The organism is Oceanobacillus luteolus (assembly GCF_023715655.1).
Taxonomy (GTDB): Bacteria; Bacillota; Bacilli; order Bacillales; family Amphibacillaceae; genus Oceanobacillus; species Oceanobacillus luteolus.
Genome location: NZ_JAMBON010000021.1, coordinates 35,672 through 54,398, shown reverse-complemented (window position 1 = coordinate 54,398; position 18,727 = coordinate 35,672). Strand labels below are relative to the sequence as shown.

Annotated in this window: 20 protein-coding genes and 1 tRNA gene; 12 read left to right on the top strand and 9 right to left on the bottom strand. The window is 38.5% G+C overall.

Annotation, left to right across the window (positions count from 1 at the left end; genetic code table 11):
- Positions 1-341: 341 nt before the first annotated feature.
- Both M3210_RS12655 and M3210_RS12650 read right to left on the bottom strand, forming a co-directional pair.
- Positions 342-414: transfer RNA gene (locus M3210_RS12655), tRNA-Val, on the bottom strand.
- A gap of 107 nt (positions 415-521) precedes the next feature.
- Positions 522-716 carry a YjfB family protein gene (locus M3210_RS12650; protein ID WP_251514916.1) on the bottom strand — a complete coding sequence of 65 codons (195 nt, stop codon included), beginning with the start codon at positions 714-716 and terminating at the stop codon, positions 522-524.
- Between the two features lie 401 nt (positions 717-1,117).
- Between M3210_RS12650 and M3210_RS12645 the strand changes: the two genes are divergently transcribed.
- From M3210_RS12645 to M3210_RS12620, 6 genes are all read left to right on the top strand, one after another.
- Positions 1,118-2,845, top strand: a complete 1,728-nt coding sequence (locus M3210_RS12645) for an ABC transporter ATP-binding protein (RefSeq protein WP_251514914.1) — start codon at positions 1,118-1,120, stop codon at positions 2,843-2,845.
- A complete protein-coding gene (locus tag M3210_RS12640) occupies positions 2,835-4,664 on the top strand; it encodes an ABC transporter ATP-binding protein (RefSeq protein WP_251514911.1) in 1,830 nt (609 codons plus the stop codon). Before M3210_RS12645 ends, M3210_RS12640 begins: the two co-directional genes overlap by 11 nt.
- 66 nt (positions 4,665-4,730) lie before the next feature.
- Positions 4,731-5,456 (top strand): alpha/beta hydrolase, encoded by a 726-nt coding sequence (locus M3210_RS12635; RefSeq protein ID WP_251514910.1) that lies wholly within the window; start codon positions 4,731-4,733, stop codon positions 5,454-5,456.
- Positions 5,457-5,607: 151 nt separating this feature from the next.
- A complete protein-coding gene (locus M3210_RS12630) occupies positions 5,608-6,120 on the top strand; it encodes a YjcG family protein (RefSeq protein WP_251514909.1) in 513 nt (170 codons plus the stop codon).
- Between the two features lie 7 nt (positions 6,121-6,127).
- Positions 6,128-6,550 carry a GNAT family N-acetyltransferase gene (locus M3210_RS12625; RefSeq protein ID WP_251514908.1) on the top strand — a complete coding sequence of 141 codons (423 nt, stop codon included), beginning with the start codon at positions 6,128-6,130 and terminating at the stop codon, positions 6,548-6,550.
- A gap of 183 nt (positions 6,551-6,733) precedes the next feature.
- Positions 6,734-7,438, top strand: coding sequence for a DUF421 domain-containing protein (locus tag M3210_RS12620; protein WP_251514907.1), 705 nt, complete (start codon positions 6,734-6,736; stop codon positions 7,436-7,438).
- A 19-nt stretch (positions 7,439-7,457) separates the two neighbouring features.
- On the opposite strand, the gene M3210_RS12615 is transcribed toward M3210_RS12620, so the two are convergent.
- Entirely contained in the window at positions 7,458-7,721 is a 264-nt protein-coding gene (locus tag M3210_RS12615; protein WP_251514906.1) for a hypothetical protein, read from the bottom strand.
- 212 nt (positions 7,722-7,933) lie between these two features.
- Between M3210_RS12615 and M3210_RS12610 the strand changes: the two genes are divergently transcribed.
- A complete protein-coding gene (locus M3210_RS12610; RefSeq protein ID WP_251514905.1) occupies positions 7,934-8,419 on the top strand; it encodes a CotY/CotZ family spore coat protein in 486 nt (161 codons plus the stop codon).
- Positions 8,420-8,523: 104 nt separating this feature from the next.
- Here M3210_RS12610 and M3210_RS12605 read toward each other — a convergent pair whose 3' ends face one another.
- Positions 8,524-8,973: a CotO family spore coat protein gene (locus M3210_RS12605; RefSeq protein ID WP_251514904.1), complete on the bottom strand. Its 450-nt coding sequence runs from the start codon at positions 8,971-8,973 to the stop codon at positions 8,524-8,526.
- 133 nt (positions 8,974-9,106) lie between these two features.
- On the bottom strand, positions 9,107-10,492 hold the full coding sequence (gene mgtE / locus M3210_RS12600; protein WP_251514902.1) for a magnesium transporter: 1,386 nt from the start codon (positions 10,490-10,492) through the stop codon (positions 9,107-9,109).
- 249 nt (positions 10,493-10,741) lie between these two features.
- On the opposite strand from mgtE, the gene prpE reads away from it, so the two are divergent.
- Positions 10,742-11,479, top strand: a complete 738-nt coding sequence (prpE, locus tag M3210_RS12595; protein ID WP_251514900.1) for a bis(5'-nucleosyl)-tetraphosphatase PrpE — start codon at positions 10,742-10,744, stop codon at positions 11,477-11,479.
- On the opposite strand, the gene M3210_RS12590 is transcribed toward prpE, so the two are convergent.
- The 3 genes from M3210_RS12590 to yjbM are packed head-to-tail and all read right to left on the bottom strand — an operon-like array spanning position 11,476 to position 13,832.
- Positions 11,476-12,366 (bottom strand): RluA family pseudouridine synthase, encoded by an 891-nt coding sequence (locus tag M3210_RS12590; RefSeq protein WP_251514898.1) that lies wholly within the window; start codon positions 12,364-12,366, stop codon positions 11,476-11,478. The two genes, prpE and M3210_RS12590, sit on opposite strands and share 4 nt — an antisense overlap.
- Positions 12,367-12,390: 24 nt before the next feature.
- The gene (locus M3210_RS12585) at positions 12,391-13,203 is read right to left on the bottom strand and encodes an NAD kinase (RefSeq protein WP_251514896.1); all 813 of its coding nucleotides are present in this window, start codon (positions 13,201-13,203) and stop codon (positions 12,391-12,393) included.
- A gap of 20 nt (positions 13,204-13,223) precedes the next feature.
- The gene (gene yjbM, locus M3210_RS12580) at positions 13,224-13,832 is read right to left on the bottom strand and encodes a GTP diphosphokinase (RefSeq protein WP_251514894.1); all 609 of its coding nucleotides are present in this window, start codon (positions 13,830-13,832) and stop codon (positions 13,224-13,226) included.
- Between the two features lie 132 nt (positions 13,833-13,964).
- On the opposite strand from yjbM, the gene M3210_RS12575 reads away from it, so the two are divergent.
- The 4 genes from M3210_RS12575 (at position 13,965) to M3210_RS12560 (ending at position 16,856) form a co-directional block, all read left to right on the top strand.
- The gene (locus M3210_RS12575; RefSeq protein WP_251514892.1) at positions 13,965-14,552 is read left to right on the top strand and encodes a CYTH domain-containing protein; all 588 of its coding nucleotides are present in this window, start codon (positions 13,965-13,967) and stop codon (positions 14,550-14,552) included.
- Between the two features lie 160 nt (positions 14,553-14,712).
- Positions 14,713-15,099: a globin domain-containing protein gene (locus M3210_RS12570; protein WP_251514890.1), complete on the top strand. Its 387-nt coding sequence runs from the start codon at positions 14,713-14,715 to the stop codon at positions 15,097-15,099.
- 18 nt (positions 15,100-15,117) lie between these two features.
- Complete coding sequence (locus M3210_RS12565; protein ID WP_251514888.1) at positions 15,118-15,960, top strand: DsbA family protein; 843 nt, start codon at positions 15,118-15,120, stop codon at positions 15,958-15,960.
- A gap of 716 nt (positions 15,961-16,676) precedes the next feature.
- Positions 16,677-16,856, top strand: a complete 180-nt coding sequence (locus tag M3210_RS12560; protein WP_251514886.1) for a hypothetical protein — start codon at positions 16,677-16,679, stop codon at positions 16,854-16,856.
- Positions 16,857-16,916: 60 nt separating this feature from the next.
- Here the strand turns inward: M3210_RS12560 and pepF are convergent, their stop codons facing one another.
- Positions 16,917-18,725 carry an oligoendopeptidase F gene (gene pepF / locus M3210_RS12555; protein ID WP_251514884.1) on the bottom strand — a complete coding sequence of 603 codons (1,809 nt, stop codon included), beginning with the start codon at positions 18,723-18,725 and terminating at the stop codon, positions 16,917-16,919.
- Positions 18,726-18,727 lie beyond the last annotated feature (2 nt).

Genomic DNA, 18,727 nt, shown 5'->3' with positions numbered 1-18,727 from the left:
CACTTGATTAGCCTCCTGGTTTATAAGTTTGTCCTATAAATGCCTGCAAGCTTTTGGACTCTCTTATTCTATCAGGAGGTTATTTTTTTACACAACCCGCATTTTAGTTCATTACAGGAATGCTGCCTCGTTAGTTTAAGTACATCTTTTCACAATCTACATACATAGTTTAACATACTCCTTCACATCCCTAGATAAATCTTATAATAGATGCTAATTCGCTTGCGAAAACACTTGTTATTCTTATTTGGACAACAATTGGACAACAAGAGTGTTCAATTTATAATCATTCTAAACATAAAAAAACGCTCAATCCCTTTTAGGACAAGCGTTTTGAATAGTGATTCCGATTGGGCTCGAACCAACGACCTCTACCCTGTCAAGGTAGCGCTCTCCCAGCTGAGCTACGGAATCATATATGTAATTCGTGATTGCAATAATTACTATACAATAAATTTACAAACTATGCAAGCATTATTTACAAAATGATAGTTTTGCTATAATTACAGACGTAAATTCTCTCATGCTTGAATATCAATTTTCCCACCCAAATGCGGATGATTTGCTGTTGGAACTGCCGCGCCCTCACCCATCATCTCCAACATATCATTTGCCTGAACCTTCCCTTTATCCATCACCATTTTCATAACGGAAAGGCTTGCCTGTTGTTGTACTTGAGCTTGGTTTAGTGCGATAGACATTTTAGCGATATCCATTCTTTTGCCCCTCTTTCTATTATATGTATCGAAATTTATTAACTTCTATTATCATACCATAATTATTACGAAATCCCAGTTGGATCTTTATGACCAAATCATTTTTTACTAAGCTGCTTCCATTTCAAGTCCGGACTAATGAACGGACTAAACACGAACCTATGCCCGGACGATTCGCGGAATATACCTAAACTAAAGCATAAACAAAAGAGTAGTAGTAAAGGAATGCGTATAGAATAATGAAATTTTAAAAGTTAAGCCTGACCCCGATTAGGCCAATACAAACTCTCCTCAAAATAAACTTCGACTCCCGAAATAAAATACTGGATAATTATAGCTATTCGAATTATAATAGTAAAACAATTGTTATTATTATATTTCTTACTTGGAGGGTCATTCTTTTGAAAAATGTGTTTTCCTTTTTGAAGCCCTATAAGTTTTCCATTATAGTGGCTTACATCATGATGTTTACCGAACTCACCATTGAACTCCTCCTGCCCCTCTTTCTTGGACTGATGATTGACCAAGGAGTGATCCAGCAGGATGTTGGAAATATTGTCATGTGGGGAAGTATCATGCTTGGACTCGCAGCATTATCCCTCGTAGTTGGAGTCATTAACTCATTCTACTCTTCACACGTGAGCTTCGCGTTTGGTTACGATATTAGACAGAAACTCTTCTCCCGCATCCAATATTTTTCCTTTAAGAGCTTGAACCAATATCCTACTTCAGGTTTAGTCACTCGATTTACAAATGATATAAGACAAATCCAAAATATGATCTTCATGGGATTACGGATTATGGCAAAAGCCCCTTTCCTTGTACTTGGTGGAGTTATTATGGCTTTTGTTGTTAATGCCCGCTTGGCACTGATCTTTTTAGTGACCGTACCTTTATTGATTCTCTTTTTGTTATTGGTCATGAAATATGCCAGTAAAATGTTCGCCAAGGTTCAAAGCAATGTTGATAATGTAAACCGGGTCATGCAGGAAAACCTTTCCGGAATGCGGTTAATTAAAGCTTTTACACGGCGTGACTTTGAAGAAAATCGTTTTATGGAAGCGAATGATGACTTGGCGACTTCAACTAAAACAACATTCCGTTTTGTCGAATCATCCATGCCGATTCTCTTATTCATCATGAACTTAAGTTTGATTTTTATCATCTGGTTTGGAAATGTCCAGTCGATTGCCGGAAATGCTGAAGTCGGGGAAGTTGTTTCCATCGTAAACTATGCACTCCGTGTCGCCATGGCAATCTCGATGTTTTCCTTCATTATAATGATACTTTCCCGAACAAAGGCGTCGGCAGAGCGTGTAGACGAAGTGTTATCTTTAGAAGATGAAGGTGAGTCAGACGTTATTACGAGTGATTTGGAAATCAAATATGGTGCGGTCGAATATAAAAATGTCTTTTTCCATTACCCGGGGTCAAATGAAGCTGTTTTACAGGACGTATCTTTTTCTGTGGATGCTGGAGAAACTCTCGCCATTATGGGAGCAACTGGTGCTGGTAAAACTTCCATCTTCCAATTGATGCCCCGTCTTTTTGACCCGACGAAGGGTGATGTGTTCATTGATGGGAAAGCCGTGACAGATTATCCTTTCACTACATTAAGAAACAGTATCGGCTATGTCCCCCAGAGCCCGCTTCTTTTCACAGGAACCATTCGGGAAAATATTACATGGGGAAAGGAAAACGCATCGGAAGCAGAGATCATTCAAGCAGCAAAAGATGCTCAAATCCACGATACGATAATGGATCTGCCAAATGGATATGATACAAAGGTTGGCCAAAAAGGCGTCAACTTGTCTGGAGGGCAAAAACAGCGGATTTCCATTGCCCGAGCGTTAATCCGTAAACCTAAGATTTTGATGCTGGACGATAGTACGAGTGCACTTGACTTGGCGACAGAGGCAAGATTATTACGAGCCATTGAATCCTACAACTGCACTATCCTGATTATTACACAAAAGATATCTACCGCGAGGAAAGCAAATCGCATCCTATTAATGGATGAAGGGAAAATCCTAGCGACTGGTACGCATCATGAATTACTGGAACAATCATCTCTATATCAACAGATTGTTGAATCTCAACACGGAAAGGAGCATGCATATGTCGAGTAAAGATTGGAAAGCCCCCTTTCAATATGAAAAAGTGCCGATCGATTCGGTTAATGCCGAAAAAAAGAAACGGGCAAAAAATATGGGCGCTACATTAAAGCGAATTTGGGATTACTTGTCCAAACAAAAAGGCATGCTCCTTCTTGTGATTTTCATGGTACTCCTTAGTTCTGGATTTGGATTACTCGGACCATATCTCATCGGTTATTCCATCGACCATTACATCGTGCCCCAAGAAACGGACGGATTAGGCAGGTTATTAATTGGTTTAATATTTGTCTATCTCTTTTATTCACTAGCGATATTCCTGCAAAACTATTGGATGATCGGCATCGCACAAAATACTGTTTATGATTTACGCAAAGACTTATTCCAACAATTCCATCGCCTGCCTATTTCCTATTTCGATAAACGACAGCATGGAGAATTGATGAGCCGGCTTACAAACGATATCGATAACGTGAACAACACATTGAACCAGTCGGTCATCCAGATTTTCTCCAGTGTACTGACACTTGTTGGAACGGTTGTCGTGATGCTTATTCTCAGTCCAATTCTTACTGCGGTTACGATGATCATTGTGCCGCTGATGTTTTTCTCCATGAAATGGATCACTTCACGAACTGGACCATTATACAAATTACAACAGAAAAATCTTGGTGAAGTAAACGGCTATGTAGAAGAAATCGTCTCTGGGCAACATGTCGTTAAAACCTACTCCCAAGAACAGAAAGTAATCGATGCTTTTGAAGAACGAAACGACGAATTGAAAAAGACTGGATTCTGGGCGTTGATGATCTCTGGTCTGATCCCTAAAATCATGAACATGCTGAACTTTTTAAGCTTCGGTTTAATTGCATTAGTCGGTGGATTGCTTGCGATTTATAGTAATCAAGAGCTGGTGACAGTTGGAATCATTGTAATTTTCACCGAATATGCAAGACAGTTTACTCGTCCACTTAACGAATTATCGAACCAATTCAACATCCTCCTCTCTGCTATTGCTGGAGCTGAACGAGTGTTTCATGTGATGGATGAAGAAAAAGAGGAACGAGATGAAAAGAATGCCATAGAAATCAACTCTACTAATGGTCATCTTGTTTTTGATGAAGTGACTTTTGCTTATGAGGAAGAAACGATCATCGACAACTTGAGCTTTGAAGCCAAACCTGGTGAGACGGTTGCTTTTGTCGGGCATACTGGCGCAGGGAAAACGACCATCATCAATTTGATTTCACGTTTCTACAACTATGATTCAGGGAAGATTACATTGGACGGAATTGATTTGAAGGATATCACACGTAACAGCTTACGGAAACATATGGCTTTTGTGTTGCAGGATGCCTTCCTCTTCCACAGCACTATCCGGGAAAATATTCGTTATGGCAAGCTTGATGCAACAGATGAAGAAGTGATACAAGCAGCAAAAGATGCCAATGCCCATGATTTCATTATGAAGCTTCATGATGGCTATGACACGATCCTTGATCAGACTGGAAGCGGAATCAGCCAAGGACAAAAGCAGCTGCTTACGATTGCCCGGGCATTGATTGCGAATCCTTCCATCTTAATTTTAGATGAAGCAACGAGTAATATTGATACGATCACCGAGCTGAAGATCCAGGACGCACTAAAAAGACTCATGAAAGGCAGAACCAGTTTTGTCATCGCCCACAGATTGAATACGGTGCAAGAAGCGGATACGATCATTATGCTGGAACACGGAAGAATCATTGAAAAAGGGAATCATGAAGCACTCCTCAAACAAAAAGGAGCATACTACGAATTGCACCAAAGTCAGCTGCTCGAGCAAGCGAACTAAGAAATAGAACATCAACATGAGAAATGGTAAACTGAAAGTACTAAATATAACAAGAGGTGTAGTCTATTGGCTAGAAAAGGTAAGATGGTAGACAGAGAAATTGATAGTATATATCTTCATGAAACGAAAGTAATTAAAATCTATTTTCCTGAAACTTTCTCCGACCTTTACAAGTATAATATTTGCATCATGTTTGACGGGGACGACTATTTTCAAATGGGACGCATTGCAACATATAGCGACCGACTCCACGAAGACTACGAATTAACGAATACGATTTTCGTAGGGATCCATTATAAAAATAGGTATGACCGACGGAAGAAATATCATCCGAACGGTGAAGAACACGATGCTTTTACAAAGTTCCTCGTAAAAGAAGTCGTACCCCTATTAGACAATGAGCTTCCTACTTATCATATGGGTAAATCACGGATATTGATGGGCGATTCACTCGCTGGGACATTTGCTTTATTAACAGCGTTAAAGTATCCCAACACTTTTGGTAAAGTGATATTACATTCCCCATATGTCGATGAAGCCATAATGGAAAAAGTGAAGCAAGCTAAAGATTTAAGTTCCTTGGATATTTACCACACGATTGGTGAAAAAGAAGACAAAGCAGAACTATCTGACGGGAAGATTGAAGATCAATTAACCCCGAACCGTGAACTAAATGAATTTTTATCGAGTAAAAACAGCAATTATATCTATCATGAGTTGGAAGACGGATTACACACGTGGAAATATTGGCAAAAAGATATGATACGCGCGTTGACAAGCATCATCGATTAACTAAATTATCTTTTACCAGTTAATTTTCAATGATATTTTATGAAAAAACAGTGAAATTTCTAAAGAAGCTAAAAACTTTGTAGCTTATTTTGCTAAGTTTGCTATAATAAAAAATAATTCATACAGAGAAAATTAAACGGGAGGTTTTATGATGAATTTTGGAATTGCTTACTTTCCATCGAAAGAAATACAAGACGCTGCTAACTCCTATCGGAAAAGATATGATCCACATTATGCTTTGATTCCACCACACGTTACATTAAAGAGCAGTTTTACTATAGCCGAAGGAAAATTAAGTGAAGTTGTTTCAGAACTTAAGCGAATTGCAAATGAAACAAAACCATTCCCTCTCAGAATTACAAAAGTAAGCTCGTTTGAGCCGGTTACAAATACAATCTACTTTAAAGTGGAACCATCTGATGAAATTATCGAACTTGAAGAAAAGCTGCATAGCGGAAAATTCGAAGACACGAGAAAACATCCTTTCGTTCCACATGTTACACTGGCACAAGACTTAACACATGTTGAATTTACCGATATTCTTGGCAGACTCAACATGGAAAATCATCAATATGAAGATACGGTTGATCGCTTTCAGCTTCTATATCAATTAGAAAATGGACAATGGACGGTGCACGATACCTTCGTATTTGGAAAGGAATAAGGAATACATGGAAATCCGAAAAGTTACAACAAAGAAAGAACTAGATGACGCATTTTTCGTACGCATGACTGTTTTCGTTGAAGAACAGCATGTACCGGAAGAAGAAGAACTTGATGAATATGATGAAACAGCTACCCACTTTATCGGATATGAAGATAATCAGCCCGTAGCTGCGGGCAGAATCCGCTTTGTAGATGATTATGGGAAACTTGAACGGATTTGTGTGCTTAAAGAATTCCGTGGAAAGCATTTCGGACAAATGCTTATGGAAGAAATGGAAAATACAATCCGTGAAAATGGCGTCAACAAAGCAAAGCTAAACGCCCAAACTCATGCGGAAAGCTTTTATAATCAACTAAACTACAAGACCGTTTCTGATGTATTTATGGATGCAGGCATACCGCATGTGACTATGGTGAAGGAATTATAACGAATGAAAATAGCGTGTTATCTCCATTTATTATAAAGGGAGATATCATGCTTTTTTTATTGTTTTCAAGGAAACTACTCAGCGAATTTCATTTAAACTTCTCGGGTCTATATTTCAATTACAACGTACATAAAACCCTTTCAGTTGGAGATACTAAGCTCGTTGACTGGAGGGATATTACAAATGCAAGGGTTCACCGAAATGTTTTTTGATCTAGTCTTTGGATTTGTCGCACTTTTTGCCCTCACTAAAATCCTCGGAAGAACGCAAATATCACAGATTACAGCGTTTGATTTTATTTCCGCGATTGTTCTTGGGGAATTAATTGGCAATGCACTTTATGATGACAATAATGGAATACCTCAGATATTCTTCGTTGTCGTTGTATGGGGTGGTCTGATGTATGTTACCGAATTTATTACACAACGGTATAAGCGATCACGTCACTTGCTTGAAGGAAACCCTGTAATCGTCATTTATAATGGGAAATTCGTTCGGGATGAAATGAAGAAAAACAAATTGGATATTAACCAGTTGAAGCATATGCTTCGGGCGAAAGATGTTTTTTCCATTGAGGAAGTGGAATATGCTATTCTCGAAATGGATGGTACAGTATCTGTATTAAAAAAGTCGGATTTTCAGATTCCTACACGGAAGGATATGAAGTTTTCTCCAGTAAAAACAGCTTTGCCAGTCACGTTAATCAGTGACGGTGAAATCATTTATGACAACCTGAGGGAAAAGAATTTAACTGAAGCATGGTTGATGGAGCAATTAGACAAGAGAAATTACAAGTTGAAGGATATTTTCCTTGCAGAATATGAGAAAGGTAAAGATTTACAGCTCTATCCGATTTTCAATCGAAACCATAAAAGATGGGATGTTTGATATGTTCAAACATCCCATTTTAGATGGTTTCATTAAAATTGCGGCCGATACCTGTCATTTTTGCGAAAGTATAGTCAGTGAGTTTCTGAGTTTGAGGTTTGAGTGGTATGTTTTTATAAGAACTTGGCAGAAGACGTTCGTACTCACTTGAAATTTGTTCGTATTCTTTTTCTAAAACAACTTTAAAGGATGGATTCACTGGAGAAGTGGATATTTTTTCAGGACGAATCCGCTCTTGATATTGAATGTACTGAAACCTATCTACTGGCATAATATACCCCAAGCACATCTCCCCCTTTTTATTTAATATATGATTCGACAGCTCCGAATGATTATTGAGGGCCCTCTACTAACCTATACCCTACTTTCTCAAATACATGCCTATATAATATAGGCTGTCTACATAGATTTTCAGTATATCTGCCCACACCAACCACCCATTTGCACATATCTTATATCAGAAAGTCAATATTTTTGCGAAAGGAGTAATTGTGTATGAGCTGTGGTTGTGGAAAAGATTTTGATACTGGAAGCTGTGTTCTTGATGTTTTAAAAGAGATAGAAAAAGTTCAAAATGCTGTGGAAGATGATGATTGCTGCCGCACAAGTTGTGAGGAATCCATCAATGAAGTGCTAGGTGAAACGCGGCCTAGAAGGCGCCGTAAAGATACAGTTCCAATTATTTTGTATAACAAGGATGGGAGCCCTTTTAAAGGCTTCGGATATCAAAGAGTCCCAGGACCAGACAAAGACTGTATTGTTGCAAGCTTTATCTTCCGTGTAAAACACATTGATAAAAAAGGTTGCGCGGTATTGGAGTTACTATTAAAAGATGGAGAAAACTGTGGACCCAGTCACTTAAAAGATCCGACACAACAATGCCCAGATGACTTAGAATCAACAGGAATTTGTATTACCGTAAACTTACACTGCTTCTGCCATGTGACTTGCCTACCAGCAGTACGGTTAAGAAGAGATTAATTTGACTTTAATAATGAGCGCCCACCATTCATGAAGTAAGGTGGGCGCTTTCTGTTGTATGTTTTATCGCACAACCTCTTGTAAAGATAGATTTTGTTTAAAAATTAAAAACTAATAATTCGAATTTGATTAATCTTATCTTTTGGAATCTCAATAATCCCATCCCCTCCACGGATGTGTGCTATTCCATCTTTATAATTTGAAATAACCCCATGATCGATACCTTTATCTGTTCTGATTTCACAAACCACTTGAGGTGCATAAACAGGTTTTTCAGTTAAGTAGAGCAATTGCTCCTCCAAAGTCATCTCATGAAACTTCTTCTCTTTTAAATGCTTACCTTCTTTTTTTTCTGTCTCATATTCCGCATCCACTTCGTACTCTGATGTTTGCTTATAGATCGGCCGGTTACTTTCATGGTTTTCTTGGTCTGCCTCATTCTCATTTCTTTCCCTAATGGTACGATAATTATATTGCATAACTGCATGAATCTCTTCACTCTGTGGCTGATGGATATATAATATTGGATTTTTAGCATATTTCTCGTTATCCACAAATCGTCTCCCCTTTATCTGTCAATTTTCATAATCAGTATATGCGGCAAACGCCCAACTGTGTTTTATAAAGAGAGCAATATACATAAAAAAAAGAGATAAAAGGTCTCAGACCTCCTATCCCTATGTTCGTTCATCCTAAGTATGACATGAAACTCGTAGCCATACTGAAATATATTAGAATGGAAATAATATCATTCAATGTTGTAATAAATGGTCCCGATGCGACTGCCGGATCAATATTCAAGCGATCCATCAGCATCGGAATAAACGATCCGGCTAATGTTGCCACAATCAGTGATGCCATGATCGATACACCGACTAACAACCCAAGCACTAAATTCTGTTGCCAAATAAAAATCACGATAGCAATCACAACTCCGCTTACCGAACCTGTAATCATACCTGTTCCAAGCTCACGTAAAACCAATTTCAATTTCCCTTGCTTTTGAAATTCACCAGAAGCAAGACCACGGACTGCAATCGCGAGAGATTGTGTTCCAGTGTTCCCTGCCATCCCAGCAATCAACGGTATAAAAATAGCTAATATTGCAACTTGATCCAGAGTATCTTCAAATTGTCTGATTAGACTTGCGGTAATCAAGCCAAGAAACAGTAAAATGATAAGCCAAGGCAACCGTTTTTTAGCTGCTTGAAAAGCTGTGTCTGTATGCCTTTCATCTTCAGAAACCCCTGCAAGCAAGGAATAGTCTTCACTCGCCTCTTCTTCCATAACGTCTAAAATATCATCAACGGTAATAATCCCAAGTAATCGATTCTGAAAATCAACAACAGGTACAGCAAGGAAATCATAGTCCCGAAATAATTGGGCAATTTCTTCCTGGTCTTTCGCTACAGATACTGCGACAACCTTTTCACTCATAATTTCCTTAATGACAGTATCTTCATCAGCAATGATTAAATCACGGATAGAAATAACTCCCACTAATGTTTTCGCTTCATCAATGACATATAAGTAATAAATCGTTTCTGCATCTGGAGCCTCTTCCTTCAATAACTGCATTACCTGTTTGACGGTATGGATATTATAGATGGCAATAAATTCGGTAGTCATGATACTACCGGCTGTTTTTTCTTCGTAATTCAATAAGCTTTTTACTTCAGCCGCTGATTCGGATTCCATCGCAGTCAAGAAGCTCATGACTTCTTCTTTTTCCAACAGATTCAAAATATCTGCCGTATCATCCGCTGGAAGCTCGGATAGTATTGCCGCCGAATATTGCGGATTCATTTCTGTAAAATAGCCGATTGTATCTTCAAATTCCATACTTTCAATAATCTCAGCAAACTCAGCTGGTGATAGATAGCCATAAATACGTTGGCGCATATCTTCTTCCTGCTCAATGAAAAAATTCGCTTGATCATACGTATGCATATCAAGAAATTCTTCTCTAAACGTATTCAAGTCATCCTGTTCAAGAGACGTTTGCAATCTTCTCCAATGGGCCTGATGTTTTTCTTCATATAATGCTTCGTATTTTTCTAATGAATCTGTCATGCGGATCAATCCTTTCTTACAAACCTCTCCACTCCCCATCATGTAAAAATTACAATTTGGCAAAACTAATGAAGAAGAAGATATAAATTATTTTAGCACGCATTTACGGGCTGTAAACCCTAACCTCTAATCATGAGATAATTAATTGAATGCAGTTTCACTTTATATAATAAATAAGTTTGTATACAATAGGCTTACCATAGAAAACATATTTATCTACACTACCGTTCAAATAAGGAGGTAATGTTTTTGAAAATAGATGTAATCGGAGATGTCCATGGTTGTATGGACGAATTGCATGATTTATTTTCCAAACTTGGGTATCAGTACAAGAATGAAGTTTTCATTCATCCTGCCGGCCGGATTCCCGTCTTTGTTGGTGACTTGACAGACCGGGGTCCGAATTCCATTGCAGTGATTCGCCTTGTTTATCAAATGGTCACCGAAAATCTTGCCAAGTACGTGCCTGGAAACCATTGTAATAAGTTATACCGTTTTTTTCTAGGAAGAAATGTGCAACAAACCCATGGGTTAGAGACAACGGTTGCAGAATTCCAGGCCTTGGATAAAAAAGAACAGCAGCGAATCCGTTATAAGTTTACCAAACTATATGAAAATGCTCCCCTTTATCTTGAAATCCCTGAAGTAAATGCGGTGGTTTGTCATGCGGGAATCAAAGAAGAATTTATCGGCCGAACCGATAAAAAGGTAAAAACCTTTGTATTATATGGGGATATAACTGGTGGATTCGATGAAAAAGGAATGCCCATACGACGGGATTGGGCGAAACATTATAAAGGGAAAAAATGGATTATTTACGGCCATACCCCAGTTTTAGAGCCGCGTATTGTGAATCACACGGCTAATATCGATACGGGTTGTGTATTTGGCAATAAACTTACCGCTTATCGTCTACCGGAACATAAAACGGTTTCCGTCCCTTCCAAACAACCATTAAATGAAGAAAAGTTTCGTACGTTTGATTAAACTTCAGATAATTTTTCGATTGTCGTTTTCATATCCACGGGTAAATCTACGTGAAGTTGATGAACTTCTTTTGTAAACGGATGTGTAAACGTAAGCTTATGACAATGGAGAGCCTGACGATTCAGATGTTCTTTCTTCCCACCATATAAATCATCGCCGAGTAAAGGATGGTTCAGATATGAAAAATGAACACGAATCTGATGCGTTCTCCCTGTTTCCAGTTCAACTTCCACCAAAGTATGATTGGATAAACGCTGGATGACTTGATAATTACTGCGGGCCGGCTTTCCTTCTGGCGTAACTTCCCGCTCCACTATCGATCCAGGTTTCCTCCCGATCGGCGCATCAATTTTCCCATGTTCATCCTTCAAAATCCCTTCAACAATCGCCTGATACTTCCGGTGAACCTCGAATTGCTTTTGACTTTTTGCAAGTAAACTATGACTGAGGCGATTTTTCGCGATAAGAATTAAACCGGATGTATCTTTATCCAATCTTGTTACAATATGGATCGTGTTTGGGTTTCCTATTTTTTCGTAATGTGCTAGAAGGCCGTTGGCGACCGTTCCCGACTTGTGCAGCGGGGAAGGTAAAGTTGGCATTCCAGCTGGTTTATTTAAAACAAGTACTGCATCATCTTCATAAATAATCGGGATATCGAGCTTCTCAGGGAAAAGCCACTTGCTGATCGGTTCAGGTGGAAGTTTCACCTCAAGTACATCGCCAGAGGAAAGTGAACCTCTGACGGTTACTTTTTCACCATTCAACAAAATCTTTCCATCCTCAGATTTAGCAGCGATCAATATGCGACGGGATAGTCCACCGATATCTCTTAAAAAATCACGGATGGACATGCCAGCCTCTTCTTCATCTATAATCCACTTCATGTTTAGTACTGCCTCTCAATCTGTTTAAAATCGACTCTCACCGTCGGAAACGAAGGAATCCCGCACTCGGTTCCAAAATGGGAATTGACGGAACCTTGCGAAGCGGACCTTTTCGTTGGCAACTCGACATTGGATCGATTTTACATTTGAAAACGTATTCGTATAATGGTCGATCGAAATCAAAAAGCTGCTGTCACGCATTGGGCGCAACATGCACGTATGATGCTTCGGTAATATTAGCGGAGAGCCAATGGTCCTGAACACTCGATTATTAATCGAAGCCATTTCCGTTAGCTGGATCGCTTCAAAGGAAGGATGGATGATAGCCCCACCCAGCGCCTTGTTATATGCGGTGCTTCCAGACGGTGTCGAGATGCAAATCCCATCACCACGAAACGTTTCAAAATGCTCACCCTTAATCTCAACATCCAAAACAACAGAAGAACCATCTGCCGTTTTTATCATCACTTCATTTAAGCATAGGAGCCTGTCCTCTTTCTCCCCAGTCTTGGATCGGATAATCACCTCAAGAAGTGGATATTCGACCGTTTGGAAAGGCGTTTTAGCAATTTCGATAATCAACTTTTCCAATTCATCCGGAGTATAATCGGTGTAAAAACCTAAATGACCGGTATGCACACCAATGAACGCTGTTTCCTCCAAGCGATGTAAGTAACGGTGGTAAGCTTCTAAAAACGTGCCATCCCCACCGACGGAAATGACCAATTCCGGTTCATCCTCATCATATTCCAAATCAAATTCCGTTAAATATTGCTTCATTGTAGCTTTTATCGTATCAGAGCGATTATCCCCTTTAGATACAATAGCAAATTTCACGTTATTCTCCCCCTTGTCTTTTACATGCGATGAAAGATCCGCTGTGCTTCTTGAATCTCATTTTTTATCTTCGACATTTCCTCATCTAGATTAAACGCCGCTTCAGCAGCCAATTGTAATCGTTTTTGAATTTTCTCTGGTATACGACCCTTATATTTATAATTTAAGGAATGTTCGTTCGTAGCCCAGAAATTCATTGCCAATGTACGTATTTGAATTTCCGCAAGCACCGATTTCCTCCCATGGATCGTTTCTGCAGGATATTCAATAATCATGTGATAGGAACGGTATCCACTACTTTTTTCATTTTTAATGTAGTCTATTTCTTTTAGGATGGTGAAATCGTTTCTCTCTTGTAGCATGCGCACAACTGTATATATATCATCAACAAATTGACATACTACTCGAATACCTGCGATATCTTGGATTTCTTCTTCAATTTTATGCAGAGGCACTTGTCTTTTCTCAGCCTTTTCCATAATACTAGCAATCGGCTTCACCCGAGCTGTTATAAATTCAATCGGCGAGTGCCTCGACTCTTGTTCAAATTGTTTACGCATTCCTTTTAGTTTAACTTTTAACTCTTCTACAACTTGTTCATAAGGTGCAAGCAAGACTTCCCAATTCATCGCAACCACTCCATTTGTTTATTGAAGTATGTACCCTCTTATTTTACCACACACGATAAAAAAGGCTATTCATTGCATATTACTTGAGAAATTGCCATAATCAATTATAATCACTTACAACGGAGGCATTCTATGGCACAGGAGATTGAAATTGAATTTAAAAACTTATTAACAAAAGATGAATTTGACACATTGCTTGATGCTTATCCTTTCCCAAAAGAGGGTACCGAGCAAACAAATTATTATTTTGAAACGGCGAATTTGGATTTAAAAGAGCTAGGCTGTGCATTGAGAATCCGGAAGAAAAATGGACAATACATCTTGACCTTAAAAGAGCCATACGGCGATGGACTGCTCGAGACCCACGATCACTTGACTTCAGAAGAAGCCGAAAGCTGGTTGAATGGGAAACCGATAGAGAAAGAACATACACTTAATCAGCTGAAAAAGCTTGATGTGAAAATAGAAGGTCTGATTAATTTTGGCAGTCTTACAACGGTAAGGCGCGAATATGAGGATGGAACAAACTTATTCGTATTGGATTATAGCCGCTACAATGACCAAGAAGATTATGAATTGGAATTAGAGGTCAAGAATTTTGATGAAGGCCAGAAGACATTCCATGCATTGTTGGAGGAACATCATATCCCCAAACGCCGTACACCTAACAAGATTGAACGCTTTTATATAAGCTTGAAAAATTTAGATGGAAGACACTAACACAATTCCTAAATTAAACCTTGACTAAGTCTGTTTATTTGCTCATAAACTATAGCACTGCTACAATTAGCACAAATGTGGGAGCGCCCGTTTAGTGACTTCATTTCTAAACGAGGTAACCTAGATTAAAAATTAAAGATTAAAAATAGGGGTTATTTATATGCAGGAGATTAGACATCGCTCCATATATGATGCGATTGGCGGAGTAGAAACGATTAAAAAGATTGTCGACAGTTTTTATAGCCGTGTAGCAAAACATCCTCTACTTATTCCAATTTTTCCAGAGGATTTGACGGAAACTGCTAGAAGACAGACATTATTTTTGACACAATTTTTTGGAGGACCGCGAGCTTATGAAGCCGAAAGAGGTCATCCGATGATGCGCAGAAGGCATCTCCCCTTCCCGATTACACCAAGCCGCAGAGATGCATGGTTGGATTGTATGGAAGAAGCTTTAAATGAAGTTGGTATCGAAGAGCCATATCGAACAGTCATGTTTGAGAAATTGACGCTTACTGCTAACCATATGATGAACACGCCAGAATAAAGGAAAGGAGGATTTGATGTGAGCTGGCAGCAATCTGAGCTTAAGAGTTCCAATCATTTGAGCTCATCAGCTGGTTTCAACTATATAGATTCTGTACAAAAACCTGTGGAAATCTATTTGTTCATGGATCCTTTTTCTAAAGAATGCTGGTCTTTGCAATCATACCTTAAGAAATTAACATTTGAATATGGAAGGTTTTTCACTGTACGAGCAATTGTGAGTGGACGTTTTTCCTTAGTGACAAAACGGGAACTGCATGCGTTGCAATCAAAAGTGGAGACAGAAAACTCTCCAGCAACACATCCTTGGATCACCTCCCTGGCCATCAAGGCATCCGAGTTACAAGGAAAACGTGCCGGCAAAGTTTATTTGCGTAAACTTCAGGAAAAATTATTTATCGACAAGTTGGATATTTCGGAGTCAGATGTTTTATTTACTTGTGCAGAAGAAGCAAAATTGGACATGCAGGAATTTGAAAAAGATATCATTTCCTCTTCTGCCAAACGCGCTTATCAATGTGATTTACGCTTAACAAAAGAAATGGATGTAGAAACCTTACCGACGCTAGTGTTTTTTAATCAAGTCGTGGAGGATCATGGCATTAAAGTATCTGGGTTATATCCGTATGAAATATATGAACTAGTATTAAGTGAGATCTTACAATATCACCCGATTCCATCCTCGAAGCCTTCCCTAGAGGAGTTTGTAAGAAGGTCTTCCATTGTTGGAACTTCAGAAATAGGGATTATCTATGATTGGTCGGAAACGAAAGTATTAAAAGAAATGAGAAAACTACAATTGAGACAATTAGTTGAGATGGTTGAAAGTGAAGATGAAACATACTGGAAACCAAAAAATTGACGGACTATATAATAGTCGGTCTATTTTTTTGAATCAAAGGTGGAAGCGGCTATTACAATATCAAAATAAAGACATAAAAAAAGGATATACGGGGCAGCGTATATCCTTATTTCCGTCTTTGTATGAATACAAAGGGGGGGATGGGAGAAAGTTTCATGATCAAACAAAAGGGGTTTTTGTTTGTTTCAACTTATGATTTTATATTAACAGCACATGGACTATTTGACAATAGATATGTGCCTTTATTCACAAAATGTTCACTAACAGGACATTTTGTGACCCATAAATAAAATTTTGTCCCATTTGGACAATATGACCAAACTATATGGATTTATTGTCTGATAATAACAACAGAAATATTGTAATCGCTTAACTTTTAAATCGTTAGACCCATTGATTTCTAATACACTCCCCTACCTCAGCCTAAACGACTATCAGGAAATAAAAGCATAAAAAAATGAGAATATACGGGGCAGCGTATATTCTCAAGTATTCCGTCTTTGTATGATTACAAAGGGGGATGGGAGAAAGTTTCATGATCAAACAAAAGGGGTTTTGTTTGTTTCAACTTACAATTATATAATAACAGCATTTTTTTCAACGCGCAATTTTTTTGTGCATACATTCACAAATTGTTCAATTTTAGTTTGTGATATTTTCGAGATAGTTATATTTTAGTTTGTCATTCATATTTTATAGTAACAAGGAGGTGGCTTATGAATAACTTACTTCCATTATTCTTTTTTCTATTATTAATCCTTGCATTATTTATTAACGTCATTGGCTTAATGAGACTTATCCCTCTATACTTAACTCTTCCCCTACTGTTTATTTCTATTTACTTAATGCTTTATTCGATGACTCAAAAGAAAAAAGTGTATCGTAGAATGCGCTAAGGGAGCAGCTGGATTACGCTGCTCCCTTAGCACGTCATTCATTATGAATGAACTTTACATTTATCCTAATAATTTCTCCATCTCGTTAAGTTTCTCTTCAAATACATCAAGTGCAGATAGAATTGGCTGTTTCGAATTCATATCCACACCTGCGCGCTTAAGCACCTCGATCGGATAATCACTGCTTCCTGCCTTCAAGTAATTGAGGTAACGTTCTACTGCAGGCTCTCCCTCTTCAAGAATCTGCTGTGCCAAGGATGTTGCAGCAGAATAACCAGTAGCATATTGATACACATAATAATTGTAGTAGAAATGTGGAATCCTAGCCCACTCGAGACCAATTTCCTCATCGCTCACTACCGCTGGACCGTAATACTTCTTGTTGAGTTCATAATAAATTTCTGTTAACTTATCAGCAGTTAAAGCTTCACCGTTTTGAGCCCGTACATGGATATCATGTTCAAACTCTGCAAACATCGTTTGACGGAAAACAGTCCCTCTGAAGCCTTCTAGGAAATGATTCAGAATATAAGCTTTTTCTTGTTCATCTTCAAGGTTTTTCAACAAATAATCATTCAACAATGCTTCATTTGTTGTTGAAGCAACCTCGGCAACGAAAATCGAGTAGTTTCCATAACGATATGGCTGATTCTTTCTTGTATAGTAACTATGAACCGAGTGGCCCAGCTCGTGGGCTAACGTGAACGTATTATTAATATTGTCCTGCCAGTTCATTAAAATATATGGATTTGTTCCATAAGTGCCCGAAGAATAGGCTCCGCTTCGTTTTCCTTTATTCTCTTCGACATCGATCCAACGATTGTTGAAAGCTTCATTCAAGATGGATTGATAATCACTTCCAAGCGGCTCAAGACCTTTTAATACATACTCTTTTGCTTTCTCATACGGCACCTTCATATCGACTTCTTTGACTAATGGTGTGTAAAGGTCATACATATGAAGTTCGTCGACTCCAAGAACCTTTTTCCTTAGTTCTGTGTAACGGTGTAGAAGTGGTAATCTTTCGTTCACTGCTGCTATAAGGTTATCATATACTTCTTCTGGAATATGGTTATTGGAAAGTGCAGCCTGCCTAGCAGAATCATAATTACGTACTTTTGCATAGAAATTATCTTTTTTAATATTTCCACCAAGTGTTGCAGCAAATGTATTTTTAAATTTTCCATACGTGTCATAAACAGCCATAAATGCGTCTTTACGGACTCGACGATCTTTGGATTCCAAGAAAGTGGAATATCGTCCGTGAGTGACGTCTACTTCTTCTCCGTCTTCATTTTTAATGGAAGGGAAAGTTAAATCGGCGTTATTCAACATTCCAAACGTTTGCGCACCAGTTGACAGAGCTTCCCCAGCTTCAGCTAATAGTACTTCTTCTTTTTCGCTCAACACATGAGGACGTCTTTTAGCGATATCAGTCAATACTTTTTCATAAAGCTTAAGCTCTTCCTCGTCCTCTAAAAACTGATCGAGTTTCCCTTCTTCCATAGCAAGAATTTCAGGTACGATATAGCTCATTTTACTGGACGCCTTTGTCAACAGCGTCTCTGCCTGGGCATTTAAGTCTTGATAGAAAGAATTGGTCGTGTCTTGATCGTAGCGCATATGAGCATATGTATATAATTTACCTAAGCGGGATGATAAGTCATCCTGTAATTTCAGCAAATCATATAACGCATCAGCAGAAGTATCCAATTTCCCTTGGAACTTATCAATTTGCGGGAGGTCTGCCTCCAGTTGTTTATATTCTTTTTTCCAATCTTCATCGCTTGCGAAAATATCTTCCAAACGCCATGTCAATTCAACAGGAACTTCATTTCTCTTTTTCAATTCTTTTGTTGCGTTTGTCATCC